This is a genomic window from Aureimonas ureilytica (assembly GCF_001475935.1).
Lineage (GTDB): Bacteria > Pseudomonadota > Alphaproteobacteria > Rhizobiales > Rhizobiaceae > Aureimonas > Aureimonas ureilytica_A.
In genome coordinates, this window is sequence record NZ_LDQA01000009.1 from 95,021 (window position 1) to 108,337 (window position 13,317).

Genomic DNA, 13,317 nt, shown 5'->3' on the forward strand with positions numbered 1-13,317 from the left:
CGTGCGATCGCGACAATGTCGGACGCCCAGCCATGAACGAGATCCTTCCTGCCCGTTTGATGTCCTCCAGTCTCACCCTGCCGGTGGAGGGCATGAGTTGCGCCTCCTGCGTCGGCCGCGTCGAGCGCGCGCTTCGCGCCCTGCCCGATGTCACCGAGGCGTCGGTCAATCTGGCGACCGGCGAGGCCCGCTTGCGCTTTGCCGGCCCGGCCGATGCGGCCGCCGTCGTCCGGGCGATCGAGGGCGCCGGCTATGACGTGCCGCCGCAGCGCCTGACACTCTCCGTCGAGGGCATGAGCTGCGCCTCCTGCGTCGGCCGCGTCGAGCGCGCGCTCCGCGCCCTGCCTGACGTGACCGAGGCCTCCGTCAATCTGGCGACGGGGCAGGCACATGTCACCGCGTCTCCCGCGCTCGCGCCGGCCGATCTCGTCGCGGCCGTGGAGGAGGCCGGCTACGACGCGCGTCTGGACAGCGACACGCCGCCACAAGCGAGGCGGGACGAGCGCGCGGCCCGCGCCGATGCCGAAACTGATGGCCTCAAGCACCGCGCGCTTCTGGCGCTGGCGCTCGCCGCGCCGCTCTTCGTTGTCGAGATGGGGGGCCATCTCGTGCCCGCCCTGCATCACGCCATGGCGGGCGTGATCGGTATGGAGACGAGCTGGCGCATTCAGGCCGCGCTGGCGACGCTCGTGCTCTTCGGCCCCGGCCTGCGCTTCTACCGCATCGGCCTGCCGCTCCTCATCAAGGGTGCGCCAGACATGAACTCGCTGGTCGCGATCGGTACGCTCGCGGCCTATCTCTATTCGCTGGTCGCCACCTTCGCGCCCGCGCTCCTGCCGGCCGAGGCCGTGCATGTCTATTACGAGGCGGCAAGCACCATCGTCGCGCTGGTGCTCATCGGCCGCTGGATGGAAGCGCGCGCCCGGGGGCAGACCAGTCAGGCGATCCGGGCGCTCGCCAAGCTCCAGCCGGCCGAAGCCGAGCGCATCGACGCCGGAGGCCAGAGCCAGCGCGTTCCCATATCCGCCCTTCGCCCCGGCGATCTCGTGGCCATCCGCCCCGGCGAGCGCGTGCCGGCCGACGGGCGCGTCGAGGAAGGCGCGAGCTTCGTGGACGAGGCCATGCTGACCGGCGAGCCCGCGCCCGTGCGCAAGGAAAGCGGCGCGGCGCTGACAGGCGGCACGGTGAACGGCGCGGGCGCGCTGACCCTACGCGTCGAGAAGGTCGGCGGAGACACGGTTCTCTCCGGCATCCTGCGCATGGTGGAAGAGGCGCAGGGCGGCAAGCTGCCGATCCAGGCGCTGGTGGACCGGGTGACGCTCTGGTTCGTGCCGGCCGTGATCGCCGCCGCGCTCGCCACATTCGCGCTCTGGCTGGCGCTCGGCCCCGCGCCCGCCCTGCCCCATGCGTTGAGCGCCGCCGTCGCGGTTCTGATCATCGCCTGCCCCTGTGCCATGGGTCTGGCCACGCCGACCTCGATCCTCGTCGGCACCGGGCGCGCGGCGCGCCAAGGCGTTCTGTTCCGGCGCGGCGAGGCCTTGCAGGCGCTCGGCACGGCCCGCCTCGTCGCCTTCGACAAGACGGGGACGCTGACCATCGGCCGCCCCGCGCTCGGAGAGATCCAGGCCGCACCCGGCTTCGACACGGACGAGGCGCTGCGTCTGGCCGCCTCCGCCGAAGCGCGCTCGGAGCATCCGATCGCCCATGCGCTGGTGGACGCCGCCAAGACGCGCGACTTCGCGCTCGCACCCGTCAGAAGCGCGGAGGCTCTGCCCGGCTTCGGCCTGCGCGCCGAGGTGGAGGGGCGGCGCGTCGAGATCGGCGCGCGGCGCTTCATGGAGCAGCTTGGGCTCGACCCCGCCCCGTTCGATTCGGAATCAACGGCGCTGGCACAAGGCGGCGCAACACCGCTCTTCCTGGCGCTGGACGGCCAGCTCGCCGCGCTTCTCGCCGTCAGCGATCCGATCCGCGAGGGAGCTTCAGAGGCCGTCGCCGCGCTGAAGCGCGAGGGTCTGCGCACCGCGCTCGTCAGCGGCGATGATCGGCGAACGGCCGAGGCCGTCGCGCGCAGGCTTGGCATCGACGAGACCGTGGCCGAGGTTCTGCCCGAGGGCAAGGTCGAGGCCATCCGCCGGCTTCAACGCGAGCACGGGCCGGTTCTGTTCGTAGGCGATGGGATCAACGACGCGCCCGCGCTCGCCGCCGCCGAGATCGGCATGGCCGTCGGCTCGGGGACGGATGTCGCCATCGAGGCGGCCGATATCGTGCTTGTCGCCCCCTCGCCGGGCAATGTGCCTCGCGCCATCGCCCTGTCGCGCTCGGTCCTGACCAATATCCGCCAGAATCTCGGCTGGGCCTTCGGCTACAATGTGCTGCTGATCCCGGTCGCCGCCGGCGCGCTGTATCCCGCCTTCGGCCTGCTGCTGTCCCCGGTCTGGGCGGCGGCGGCCATGGGCCTGTCGAGCACTTTGGTTTTGCTCAACGGTTTGCGTTCGGGCCGGGGCGTCTGACGTTTCAGACCGGTTTGACGTTTCACGTGAAACAGGGGGCGCTTACTGCGCTCCCTCGTCAGGGATTGCGAGCATGTGGCCGCAGGCCTTGCAATGGACCGCATCGGGCTCGTGCCGTTGCAGGGCGCATTGGGGGCACGGGAAGAAGACCTTGTAGGGTTTGAACAAGGCCTGCGCCAAGCGCACGAAGAGCGAGATGCCGACGATCATCGTGACGATCGAGGTCAGCTTGCCGGCCGTGCCCGGCAGGGTGATGTCGCCGAAGCCCGTCGTCGTCACCGTCGCCACGGTGAAGTAGAGCGCGTCGACATAGCCCTCCATGCCCGATCCCTCGCGCGCGAAAGCGGTGTAGATGAAGCCGGTGATCAGGAAGAGGCAGGTCAGAAGATTGATCGCCGCGCGCCCGACATCCTCCCATTCGGGGTAGCCGCGCCGGCGCAGCGAGCGCCAGAAGAGATCCTTCTGCGACAGGGTCCAAAGCCGCAGGATGCGCAGGAAGCCGAGATTGGCCAGCCAGAGCGGGGCAAGCAGCGTCGCCAGGACGATGAAATCCACCCAGACCGTCGGCCGGGCGATCCAGTGCCGGAAGGAGCGTGCGGCGAGCGCCCGCGTGCCGAGATCGAGGATCAGAAGCGCGGCGACGGAATAGTCGATCCAGAGAAAGCTCGGCTCCTGCTCCAGCACCGGGGCGAAGATGAAGAAGACGATGATGGCGAGATCCACGATCCCGACCGCCCATTGGAAGCGCACAGCTTTGGGCTCGTCGCCGACATAGAGCGCGCGCAGCTTCTCGCGCCAGGCGGCATGGCGAATGGCCGGTTCGGGCGGCGTGGAGGACGGGCGGTGGGTGAGCGGCTTGACCATGGTCTTCCAGGATAGATGACGACCGGAGACTGTCTGCTCCCGTCCCGACGCGGGTTTGATCACGAAGCGTCCCGGGAGGATAGGGACAGAGAGTTGAGCAATTGCCGAGGCTTCGCGCCGTTCGGCGCTCAGATCGAAGCGTCGCGGCTTCCGATCGTACCCAGAGGGCGGGAAATCGTCGCAGCGCTCGCCTCCTTGCTCACGTGAAAAGCTGATCGACGGCTCTCAACACAGAGGGCACGAAAATACTTCGTTTCCCTCAAACGCAGCCCGTGTCGGCCGCATTGTCATGGACACGAAAGGCGAGCGAAGCGCCAGGCTTCGTGCGCCAACCAAGGGGGCGCAAACGGTTTGCCTCGAACCGCGCGGCCAGCCTATCGTACCCGCCCTGACGCCAGCCGATACCTCGTCCGTCTCTATGACGCCAGCATCAGGCGATTGCGCCCGCCGCGTTTGGCGTCGTAGAGCGCCCGATCGGCGCGCGAATAGGCCGTGTCCGATCGCTCTCCTGGCTGAAGCTCCGTCGCGCCGGCGGAGCAGGTGAGCACATAATCGGGGTCCTGCGCGATCTTGCAGGAGTGACTGATGAGAGAGAGCAGCCGGTTCAAGATGGGCTGTGCCGCTTCTGCGCCGACGCCCGGCAGGATCACCATGAACTCTTCGCCGCCCAGCCGCCCGAGCGCGTCGCAGGTGCGAAGCCCCGCGCGCAGGGTCCTGGCGACATCCACCAGAACGCTGTCGCCCGTCACATGGCCGAAGCGATCGTTCACCGTCTTGAAGAGGTCGATGTCGAGAATGCAAAGGCTACCGAGAGGGCGGGAAGGCGGGACGTCGGTTGTCAGAACCGTCTCCAGCACATCCATGATATGCCGCCGGTTGGAAATGCTGGTCAGCGGGTCGATCTGCGAAAACCGAACGGCGATATCGCGCTCCTGGCGCAGTTCACGTTGCGAGCAGCGCTGGCGCGTGATGTCGGTTCCCACGAACAGCATGAAGCCGTCCGGCATGGTGGATTCCACGATCCAGAGCCAGCGACCGTCCAGCAGATCGGTTTCCGCGCTGAGGCTCGCCACCTTGCCGCGGCGCGACAGGGTGGACTGCAACCAGTCCTCGAAACAGGGATGGGAAATGCGCACGCCCCGGCCCGCATGATAGTTCCGGCGCATGAGGTCGCACCACAGGGGAGTTTCGCCGGGCTCGATGAAGAAGGTCGTGCGAAAGGCCTCGTTCGCGTAAACCAGCCGCCCCGAGGGATCGTAGATCCCTATCAAAGCCTGCGTGTGGCCGAGAAGAGCCCAAATGTCTGGGGTCAGGTCCTGCATCCCTGTTCCGTTCGGTGCCATGGCCTTTTGGGCCACTGAGCCTGTCTGTGGGCTCTTAGCTGGAAACAGATCAAGTCCTTCCTAACGGCCGATATGCTCTTTGCCGTCAGTCACCATGTCGCAGAGCCGGTCTGGGACACCAAGCGAAGTTTTCAGACATTCATCCGGCGAGCGGCGCTGCGTCCTGTTGGAATGTGGCGCCGGCCGCATCGATCCTCTTCCAAACCTGTTCGCTCCTTTGCGGCCGGAGCGAGCCATGGTTCTGCGAGGCGACAAGGACAGACGGCAGGCGGCTCAATCCCTCGAAGGCAGGATGAGGCGGCCAGCTTGCCCCTTGCCGCTATCGCTTGGGCCAGGTCCAGGCAGGGCTTTCGCAGTCCGGGGCGGCCGTTTCGCCGAAGCTTTTTTCCAGCCGCACCTCCTCGCAGCACCCAGTCTCGCGCAACGCGGCAATCAGCGCCGCGCTGTGGCTGACGAGCACGATCTGCGTCTGCCGCGCGGCGGTCTTCAGGAGATGCGCCAGCGGGGGCATCAGCGACGGGTGCAGGCTCGCCTCCGGCTCGTTCAGCACCATCAGCTCGGGCGGGCGGGGCGAGAGAAGCGCGGCGACGAGCAGGAGAAAGCGCAGCGTGCCATCGGAGAGTTCCGTAGGCCCGAGCGGACGCAGGAGCCCGTGCTGGCGAAGCCGGAGGCCGGCCGGATCGTCCAGGAGGCGCGATCCCGGAAAGGCCGCCTCGATCGTCTCGTCCAGCGTCCGCGCGTCGCCGATCGCCCGAATGGTGGCGAGGGCTGCGGCGAGATCCGCTCCGTCGCTCGCCAGAACCGGCGTATAGGTGTGGATGCCGGGGCGGCGGGCCGGCGCGTCCGGGTCGGTGCGCAGCGCGTCGTAGAAGCGCCAGTCGCGCATCCGCTCGCGCATGGAGAGAAGCTCGAACCCGTCGGCCGGATCGGCGCAATGCGTCACCATGGAATCGAAGGGCGACAGCGCATCCATCGCCTCGCGCCAGACGCCGCTGTCGGACATGCGCAGCCGCACCAGGGCATTACGGCGCTCGGCAAAGAGCGAGCTGCGCGACAGGCGCTCGCCCGTCCACATGGCCTCCCCCTTGATGACAGGGTCGAGCGGAAACGGGTTCTCCGGGCTCGGCATTCCGAGATCGATCGCATAGCCATAGGCATCGCCCGCAAAACCCAGCGCCAGGCTGATCGGCTTCGAGCGCGGGCCGCCCTGAATGGGAACGCGGCCCTGGCGCATAGTCCGGCTGATCGTCTCCGGCCCGGCCCAGAGCGTGGAGGTGAAGCCGCCCTCCTGCGCCAGCGTCGCAATCAGCCGCCCCTGCGCGGTCTCGGCCAGCAGCCGCAGCGCGCGGTAGAGGCTGGTCTTGCCGCTGCCGTTGGCGCCCGTCACCAGCGTCAGCCGCCCTAGCGGGATCACCAGATCGCGCAAGGACCGATAGTTGGCGACAGCCAATGTGGTGAGCATCAGGGGACCTCGTGCCCGTCCGTCCGAGCCGGCTTTCTAGCACCAATGCCCGCGCCCGGCATGGCCCCCCTGTCTGTTGGAAATGTGAGAAGGTGATCGTGCGGAAGAGAGCCCGTCCCTCCGAGGACCTAGGTGTTTGATCCCAGGCTTTGATGGTGCAGTCTTCACTCACGAGTGGAAGGAGGCACTATGGGCCAGGTTCACCACGGGAGCACTGCGACGAGAGCGGCAGTCCGCCCTGCGATACAAAATAGTCAAGAGAGCCTGAGGGCGCTGTCTAAGCGCTACGGGATCAATCCGAAGACCGTCGCGCAGTAGAAGAAGCGAACCTCGACAGCCGATCGCAAGACCGGACCGAGAGAGCCGCATTCCACGATGATGTCAGTCGAGGATGAGGCCGTCATCGTCGCCTTTCGACGCCACACGCTGCTGCCGCTCGACGACTGCCTCTCGCCCTACAACCAACGATCCCACATCTGACGCGGTCATCGCTGCATCGCTGCCTTCAGCACCATGGCATCTCGCGCCTGCCCGATGTCGACGACGATAAGCCTATCAGGAAGAAGTTCAAGCGTTACCCCATGGGCTACTTCCACGGCGATATCGCTGGCGTGCAGACGGCCGAGGGCAAGCTTTCCCTCTTCGTGGCGATCGATTACACGTCCAAGTTCGCCTTCGCCCAACTGCACCTCTCAGCCGGCAAGATGGAAGCCGCTTAATTCCGGCGCGATCTGGTGGCGGCCATCCCCTATGCCATCCATACCGTGCTGACTGATAACGGCATCCAGTTCACCAACTGCGCCTGCGACGTCTATGCTTTCCACCACATCTTCGATCGTGTCTGCGACGAGAACGACATCGAGCATCGCCTGACCAAAGTGAAACACCCTTGGACCAACCGACAGGTCGAGCAGATGAACCGCACGATCAAGGACGCCACCGTCAAACGCTTCCACTACGACGACCACGCCCAGTTGCAACGCCACCTCGCCGACTTCCTTGATGGCTACAATTTTGCACGCCAACTGAAGACGCTGAATGGCCTGACGCCTTACGAGTTCGTCTGAAAACAGTGGATCTCAGAACCAGACTGGTTCATCGTCAATCGGATCCACCAAATGCCGGGACTGAACATTAGAGCCCGTGGGGGAGCAAGGGTCCCCTCCGCGTCTGCTTGAACCTGAACAGTTGCTTGGGACGACAAATCCTGCACGACATGGACAGGAGCTTTCACCATGCCACAGCCTGTTGTCGGCTGCGATCTTTCACACGGCTTCATCGATCTCTGCCGCCTGCCCTCAGCCAAGGTCGAGCGCATCGCCAATACGCCGGAGGATATCTCGGCCTTCCTCGACACGCTCGACCGCGACGTTCTCGTCATGTTCGAGGCCACCAGCGGCTGCGACGGCCACCTCATCGCGGCCCTTGTCGAGCACGCCGTCCCTCTCGCGCGTCAATCCCTGTCAGGCCCGCGAGTTCGCCAGAGCCACGGGCGTCCTGGCTTAAACCGACCGCGTCGATGCTTGTATTCTGGCGCAGATGGGCTCTGCCCTCAACCTTCCGGCCACCGTCCCGCTCAGCCAAGCCCACGCCCGGCTCTCCGATTTTCTCGGGCGGCGCAGGCAGTGGGTCGACATGCGAAAGGCCGAGAAGCTGCACCGCCACAGCGCCGGGCAGGAAGAGATCGCAGCCAGCATCGAAGCCATGGTCGAGATGCTCACCCGGCAGATCAGCGATCTTGATCGGCGCATCGCGGACCTGATCCAAGCCCCCCTCGCCGATCAGGCGCACCTCCTCTTGGCGGTGCCAGGCATCGGCCGGACTGTACTTGCCACCCTTCTAGGCGAGCTCCCCGAACTCGGCACGCTCTGCCGACGCCGCATCGCCTCTCTTGCCGGCTTGGCGCCACATGCAAGGGAGAGCGGCACTTGGCGAGGGGCACGGCGCATCTGGGGCGGGCGACGAAAGGTGCGTGAGGCTCTCTACATCGTGGCCCTTAGCGCTTCACGAAACGCGCCCGTCCTTGAAGAACGCCTGCGCCTCATGGGCAAGGCGCCCAAGACGATCCTGATCGCCGTCGCCCGCCAGTTCCTCGTCAACCTCAACGCCATGCTGCGATCCAAAACACCAATCGCGCTCGCGTGAGCAAACACAGTGGCCTCCGCCTCCTAGCGTCTGCGCCTCGCACGCGCTGGGCCAGCTTCCCGGCAGTACGGCTCAACGCCAACAAGAAAAAGCCGGACGCTTGCGCATCCGGCTTTCGCAATATCGATGGCCCGAAAGCCGATCGTGGAATCAGGCGTCCTGCTTGACCGCGAGGATCTGGCGGCCGCGATACATGCCCGACTTCAGGTCGATGTGGTGCGGACGGCGCAGTTCGCCCGAGTTCTTGTCCTCGACATAGGTCGGGGCCTTGAGCGCGTCGGCCGAACGGCGCATGCCACGCTTGGAGGGGGAGGTTTTGCGTTTAGGGACGGCCATCGGTTTCTCCGTTCACGTCGGCGGCGCTGAGTTCCGTCGAGGACGAACCGCGTCGAATGGTTGTTGTTTGAGCTTTGGCCGGCGCACAAGCGCTGCGAAAGCCGATCCCGACCCAACGACAGACCGACGAAGCCCAAAGGGTTCGAATTCGGCCCTATCGAATTGACGGGAATTCGGCCCTGCCCTTAGCAAAGATGCCCCCGCTTGGAAAGGGGCGAGCGGGTTTTTATCGACCCGCTCCCTCGCCGCTCGGCCCGCAAAGCCCTAGCGAGCCCGCAACACGCAGCCGGTATAATCACCGGACGCGCGCGCGCGCGCCTCCACGACGCTCGCCAGACGCCGCAGGCCGGCCGAGGGCCGGGCCGGGTCGCGCGTCAGGGGCGAGGGCAGCGCGACGGCCAGAAGCGCGGCCTGGCGCGCCGTCAGCTGCGAGGCCGGCTTGTTGAAATAGAAGCGCGAGGCCGCGCCGATCCCATAGATGCCATCGCCCCACTCGGCGATGTTGAGATAGATTTCCATCGTGCGACGCTTGGACCAGACGAAGTCGGCATAGGTCGCGAGCGGCAGTTCCAGCGCCTTGCGCAGGAAGGAGCGGCCGTTCCACAGAAACAGGTTCTTGGCCGTCTGCATGGGAATGGTGGACGCCCCGCGCCCCGCCTCCCCCTCGTTCACGGCCTGATCCACCACGGTTCCGAGCGCGTCCCAATCCACGCCGCCATGGAAGCAATATTGCCCGTCTTCCGACATCATGACGGAGGCGATCATGACGGGCGCGATCTGGTCGATCGGCGTCCATTCCCGCTCATAGGGCTGAAAGGAAAAATGCTCGGCCAGCATCAGCGTCGAGACCGGATGCACGGCGGGAATCGCATAGATCGGCACGAGCACCGCCGGAATCGCGGCAAGGCCGACCACGGCGAACAGCGCGGCATAGACCAGCCGCCGGATCATCGGCACCTGCGCATGGCGGCGAGCGGGCGGAGCCTCGTGCTCTTCGCCGAAGTCGCCCGGAGCATAGCCGTCATGGCGCTCGACCTCGTCCGCAAAGCCAGCAGTCTCCCGATGGAAAGCGCCGTCGCCAGCGCCTCGTTCAAGCCGGTCGGCCACGCATCTCGCCCATGATCTCCCCGCGCCTCACGGCCGATTGTTACGGTCCGTCATAGCAAGCTCTTGGAAAGCGAGGCAATCGCTCCGCCGAACACGACTTGCGGCAGGGCGCGGCGAAAGGCACAGAAGGCGCCTGATCGCCTCACATCTCCTCCTGCTTGCGAGCTTCCATGTCCGACAGCGCCGCGCGGCCCGCCTTCGAAACGCAACTCGGCCAATCCGCCGCGCGCATGGAAGAGGTGCTCCAACAGGCCCTCGCCAGCGACACGGCGTTGCTTTCGGGCGCGCCCGAGCGCTTGCTGGAGGCCATGCGCCACGGCGCGCTCGGCGGCGGCAAGCGCCTGCGCCCGTTTCTGGTCGAGGAGAGTGCCGCGCTGTTCGGCGCCTCGGCGCAGGCCGCAGCGCCCGTCGCCGCCGCGCTCGAATGCATCCACTGCTATTCGCTGGTGCATGACGATCTGCCGGCGATGGACGACGACGACTTGCGCCGGGGCCGCCCGACGGTCCACCGCGCCTTCGACGAGGCGACAGCGATTCTGGCCGGCGACGCGCTGCTGACGCTCGCTTTCGGCTTGGTCGCCGAGGCCAGTGCCCTGCCCGCCGAGGCCCGTCTGTCGCTCGTCCAACTTCTCTCGCGCGAAGCCGGGGCCGCCGGCATGGCCGGCGGCCAAGCGCTGGATCTGGCGGCCGAAACGCAGACGCTCTCGGAAGCCGAGATCGCGCGAATGCAGGCGATGAAGACCGGGGCTCTTCTAGCCTTCGCGGCCGAGGCGGGGCCGATCCTGGCGGGGGCTCCGGAAGCTGATCGCAAGGTCTTGCGCCGCTATGGCGAGATCATCGGCCTCGCCTTCCAGCTGGCGGACGATCTCCTGGACGAGACGGCCGATGCCGCGACGCTCGGCAAGGCGGTCGGCAAGGATCAGGCGCGCGGCAAGAAGACCCTGCCCGCCCTGCGCGGCCAGGACTGGACGCGCGGCGAACTCTCCCGGCTCGTGGCCGAAGCCGAATCCCTCCTCGCCCCCTATGGCGAGCGGGCCGAGACGCTGCGCCAGACCGCGCGTTTCGTCGCCTTCCGCACGCGGTAGGCCGCGCACCGCACCGGCCATGTCGCGCTCCGAACGCCTGCTCGATCTCCTCCAGCTCCTGCGCCGCCATCGCCAGCCGGTGAGCGGGCGGGCGCTGGCGGAAGAGCTCGGCGTCAGTCTGCGCACGCTCTACCGCGACATCGCCAGTCTTCAGGCCATGGGGGCCGAGATCGAGGGCGAGGCCGGGCTCGGCTATGTCCTGAAGCCCGGCTTCCATCTGCCACCGCTGATGTTCCGGCCGGACGAGTTGCAGGCCTTGGCGCTCGGCGCGCGCTGGGTGGCGGACCGGGCGGATGCGGATTTGAGCGAGGCCGCGCTGAGCGCCCTGTCGCGCATCGCGGCCGTCCTGCCGCCCGACCTCAAGGCCGATCTCGACGCTTCCGCCCTTCTTCTCGGCCCGGCCAAGGGATTCGTGAGCGATAGCGTGAACACGGCGCTGCTGCGACAGGCGATCCGGGGCGGGCGCAAGCTGCGCCTCTCCTATCGCGATGCCTCGGACATGGCGTCCGAGCGGGTCATCTGGCCCTTCGCGCTGGCCTTCTTCGAGGGGGTGCGGCTGCTGCTCGGTTGGTGCGAGTTGAGAGAAAGCTTCCGCAACTTTCGCACCGATCGTATCGTCTCGGCCGAGCTTTTGACGGAGCGAAGCCCCAAGCGTCCACCCGTCCTTCTCAAGGAATGGCGGGTTGCTGAGGGCATCAAGGCCGGTCGCGAGATCGGCGCATGAAAGGGAATCGGATGGAGTTCGATCGGCAGGCATTGAGCCAGGCCATCGCCTTTCGCCGCGCGCTGCATCAAGCGCCGGAACTCTCCGGCGAGGAGGCGCGCACGGCCGAGACGGTGGCGGCGCGGCTGCACGGATTTGCGCCCGACCAACTCCTCACCGGCCTCGGCGGCCACGGCGTCGCCTGCATCTTCGAAGGCGCGGAGCCGGGGCCGAGTCTGCTTCTGCGGTGCGAACTCGACGCGCTGCCGATCGAGGAAATCAGCGATGCGCCGCATCGCTCACGCATTCTTGGAAAGGGCCATCTCTGCGGCCATGACGGGCATTCGGCCATTCTGACGCTGGTCGCCTCCGCACTTTCCCAACGTCGCCCGGCGCGCGGGCGCGTCATCCTCCTGTTCCAGCCGGCGGAGGAAACCGGCGCGGGGGCTGCGGCCGTGCTGGCCGACCCCGCCTTTGCCGCGATCCGGCCCGACATGGCGCTGTCGCTGCACAATCTGCCCGGCCTGCCCCTGGGCGAAGCGTCCTTGCGCGAAGGGCCGGTCAATTGCGCCTCGCGCGGCCTGCGGATCACGCTCTCGGGCAAGACCGCCCATGCCTCCATGCCGCAGGACGGGCTTTCGCCCATGGCCGCCATGACCCGCCTCATGCCTGCGCTCGCGGCACTCGGGCCGGGCGGCGCGTTGGACGAGAGTTTTCGTCTGGTCACGATCACCCATGCGCGCCTCGGCGAGCCCGCCTTCGGCATCGCGCCCGGAACGGGCGAAATCTGGGCGACGCTGCGCACGCTCCGCGACGAGGCGATGGCGGCGCTGATTGAGGAAGCCGAGCGGCTCGTCATCAGCGAGGCCGATGCGGCGGGCCTCGGCCATGCCCTCGCCTACGAGGACATCTTCACCCATTGCGAGAACCACCCCGCAGCCGTCGCGCTCCTGCGCAGCGCGCTGGACGCGGAAGGCATCGCGCATCGGCCGGGCGAGCCGATGTACCCCTCAGAAGATTTCGGCCGCTTCGCCTCCGTCTCGCGCTCGGCCATGTTCTTTCTGGGCGCAGGCCTCGACCATCCGCGCCTCCACAATCCCGACTACGACTTCCCCGACGATCTCATCGCCATCGGCGCGCGGGTGTTTCTGAGAGCGGTGCGCGAGGCCTTGGGCTAGCCCCCTCACGCCCTTGGCGCGATGGGCTCCCAGCCATGGCGGATCGCAAGGTCCGGCAGGGTCGCGCTCCAGACATGGCCCTGAAACGGCTGGTCCTCGGCGCGCGAGATGGGGCGCCCCGCCAGCGCGCAGAAGAGCAGCGTGCCGACCGCGCCATGAGCGACGATGGCGAGATCGCCTCCCCCTTCATGCTGCCGGACGATGCCGCGCATCGCATCGGTGATACGGGTCTGCGCATCCACCGCGCGCTCCCAGCCGCGCACGCTCGTCTGCGGCTCGGCAAAGAAGGCATCGGCCACGGTCTCGAACTCCGCCGGCGGCAGGAAGCCCGTCGCGCTGCGGTCGTTCTCGCCGAGTTCCGCCAAGACCTCGACGCCGAGCCCCCAGCGCCCGGCCAGGATGCCGGCGGCCTCGATGGCCTTGGTTTCGGTGCTCGCCCAGACCTGGCGGAGGCCGCTTAGCGCAGGTTGCCCGGCGAAACGGCGCATGCGCTCGATGCCGGAGGGTGCGAGGTGCCAGCGCTCGACCGGCACCAGCGGATCGACCACGACCTCGGGATGGCTGATGAAGAAGAGTGTGGCCAT

Annotated in this window: 12 protein-coding genes and 1 pseudogene; 6 read left to right on the forward strand and 7 right to left on the reverse strand. The window is 67.3% G+C overall.

All coding sequences use genetic code 11. The annotated features are described in order from the left end of the window. Positions 1-32: 32 nt before the first annotated feature. Positions 33-2,510 (forward strand): heavy metal translocating P-type ATPase, encoded by a 2,478-nt coding sequence (locus NS365_RS03460; protein ID WP_058598878.1) that lies wholly within the window; start codon positions 33-35, stop codon positions 2,508-2,510. A gap of 42 nt (positions 2,511-2,552) precedes the next feature. Here NS365_RS03460 and NS365_RS03465 read toward each other — a convergent pair whose 3' ends face one another. The 3 genes from NS365_RS03465 to NS365_RS03475 all read right to left on the reverse strand — a co-directional run bounded on the left by NS365_RS03465 (position 2,553) and on the right by NS365_RS03475 (position 6,179). Next, the gene (locus tag NS365_RS03465; protein WP_082675646.1) at positions 2,553-3,374 is read right to left on the reverse strand and encodes a potassium channel family protein; all 822 of its coding nucleotides are present in this window, start codon (positions 3,372-3,374) and stop codon (positions 2,553-2,555) included. Between the two features lie 416 nt (positions 3,375-3,790). Continuing rightward, complete coding sequence (locus tag NS365_RS03470) at positions 3,791-4,696, reverse strand: GGDEF domain-containing protein (protein WP_244498345.1); 906 nt, start codon at positions 4,694-4,696, stop codon at positions 3,791-3,793. 340 nt (positions 4,697-5,036) lie between these two features. After that, positions 5,037-6,179: an AAA family ATPase gene (locus tag NS365_RS03475; RefSeq protein WP_058598879.1), complete on the reverse strand. Its 1,143-nt coding sequence runs from the start codon at positions 6,177-6,179 to the stop codon at positions 5,037-5,039. A gap of 189 nt (positions 6,180-6,368) precedes the next feature. On the opposite strand from NS365_RS03475, the pseudogene NS365_RS03480 reads away from it, so the two are divergent. Then, positions 6,369-7,357, forward strand: a pseudogene (locus NS365_RS03480) (IS481 family transposase). Positions 7,358-7,477: 120 nt separating this feature from the next. On the opposite strand, the gene NS365_RS24380 reads toward NS365_RS03480, so the two are convergent. Continuing rightward, a complete protein-coding gene (locus NS365_RS24380) occupies positions 7,478-7,615 on the reverse strand; it encodes a hypothetical protein (protein ID WP_193753378.1) in 138 nt (45 codons plus the stop codon). A gap of 199 nt (positions 7,616-7,814) precedes the next feature. Between NS365_RS24380 and NS365_RS03485 the strand changes: the two genes are divergently transcribed. Further along, entirely contained in the window at positions 7,815-8,324 is a 510-nt protein-coding gene (locus NS365_RS03485; protein ID WP_193753379.1) for a transposase, read from the forward strand. 150 nt (positions 8,325-8,474) lie between these two features. Here NS365_RS03485 and rpmF read toward each other — a convergent pair whose 3' ends face one another. Together rpmF and mtgA are read right to left on the reverse strand one after the other, a co-directional pair. Then, positions 8,475-8,660 (reverse strand): 50S ribosomal protein L32, encoded by a 186-nt coding sequence (gene rpmF / locus NS365_RS03490; protein ID WP_019998007.1) that lies wholly within the window; start codon positions 8,658-8,660, stop codon positions 8,475-8,477. A 264-nt stretch (positions 8,661-8,924) separates the two neighbouring features. Further along, on the reverse strand, positions 8,925-9,611 hold the full coding sequence (gene mtgA, locus NS365_RS03495) for a monofunctional biosynthetic peptidoglycan transglycosylase (RefSeq protein WP_058598927.1): 687 nt from the start codon (positions 9,609-9,611) through the stop codon (positions 8,925-8,927). Positions 9,612-9,937: 326 nt separating this feature from the next. On the opposite strand from mtgA, the gene NS365_RS03500 reads away from it, so the two are divergent. The 3 genes from NS365_RS03500 to NS365_RS03510 are packed head-to-tail and all read left to right on the forward strand — an operon-like array spanning position 9,938 to position 12,733. Continuing rightward, a complete protein-coding gene (locus tag NS365_RS03500; RefSeq protein ID WP_058598881.1) occupies positions 9,938-10,852 on the forward strand; it encodes a polyprenyl synthetase family protein in 915 nt (304 codons plus the stop codon). Positions 10,853-10,871: 19 nt separating this feature from the next. After that, a complete protein-coding gene (locus NS365_RS03505; RefSeq protein ID WP_058598882.1) occupies positions 10,872-11,576 on the forward strand; it encodes a helix-turn-helix transcriptional regulator in 705 nt (234 codons plus the stop codon). Positions 11,577-11,587: 11 nt separating this feature from the next. Beyond that, a complete protein-coding gene (locus tag NS365_RS03510; RefSeq protein WP_058598883.1) occupies positions 11,588-12,733 on the forward strand; it encodes an amidohydrolase in 1,146 nt (381 codons plus the stop codon). Between the two features lie 5 nt (positions 12,734-12,738). On the opposite strand, the gene NS365_RS03515 is transcribed toward NS365_RS03510, so the two are convergent. Beyond that, positions 12,739-13,317: a histidine phosphatase family protein gene (locus NS365_RS03515; protein WP_058598884.1), complete on the reverse strand. Its 579-nt coding sequence runs from the start codon at positions 13,315-13,317 to the stop codon at positions 12,739-12,741.

What these genes read in the sequence shown, in the direction of transcription:
- NS365_RS03460 (WP_058598878.1), top strand. Translation starts at nt 33, where the DNA reads ATGAACGAGATCCTTCCTGCCCGTTTGATGTCCTCCAGTCTCACCCTG.
- NS365_RS03465 (WP_082675646.1), bottom strand. Translation starts at nt 3,374, where the DNA reads ATGGTCAAGCCGCTCACCCACCGCCCGTCCTCCACGCCGCCCGAACCG.
- NS365_RS03470 (WP_244498345.1), bottom strand. Translation starts at nt 4,696, where the DNA reads ATGCAGGACCTGACCCCAGACATTTGGGCTCTTCTCGGCCACACGCAG.
- NS365_RS03475 (WP_058598879.1), bottom strand. Translation starts at nt 6,179, where the DNA reads ATGCTCACCACATTGGCTGTCGCCAACTATCGGTCCTTGCGCGATCTG.
- NS365_RS03485 (WP_193753379.1), top strand. Translation starts at nt 7,815, where the DNA reads ATGCGAAAGGCCGAGAAGCTGCACCGCCACAGCGCCGGGCAGGAAGAG.
- rpmF (WP_019998007.1), bottom strand. Translation starts at nt 8,660, where the DNA reads ATGGCCGTCCCTAAACGCAAAACCTCCCCCTCCAAGCGTGGCATGCGC.
- mtgA (WP_058598927.1), bottom strand. Translation starts at nt 9,611, where the DNA reads ATGATCCGGCGGCTGGTCTATGCCGCGCTGTTCGCCGTGGTCGGCCTT.
- NS365_RS03500 (WP_058598881.1), top strand. Translation starts at nt 9,938, where the DNA reads ATGTCCGACAGCGCCGCGCGGCCCGCCTTCGAAACGCAACTCGGCCAA.
- NS365_RS03505 (WP_058598882.1), top strand. Translation starts at nt 10,872, where the DNA reads ATGTCGCGCTCCGAACGCCTGCTCGATCTCCTCCAGCTCCTGCGCCGC.
- NS365_RS03510 (WP_058598883.1), top strand. Translation starts at nt 11,588, where the DNA reads ATGGAGTTCGATCGGCAGGCATTGAGCCAGGCCATCGCCTTTCGCCGC.
- NS365_RS03515 (WP_058598884.1), bottom strand. Translation starts at nt 13,317, where the DNA reads ATGGCCACACTCTTCTTCATCAGCCATCCCGAGGTCGTGGTCGATCCG.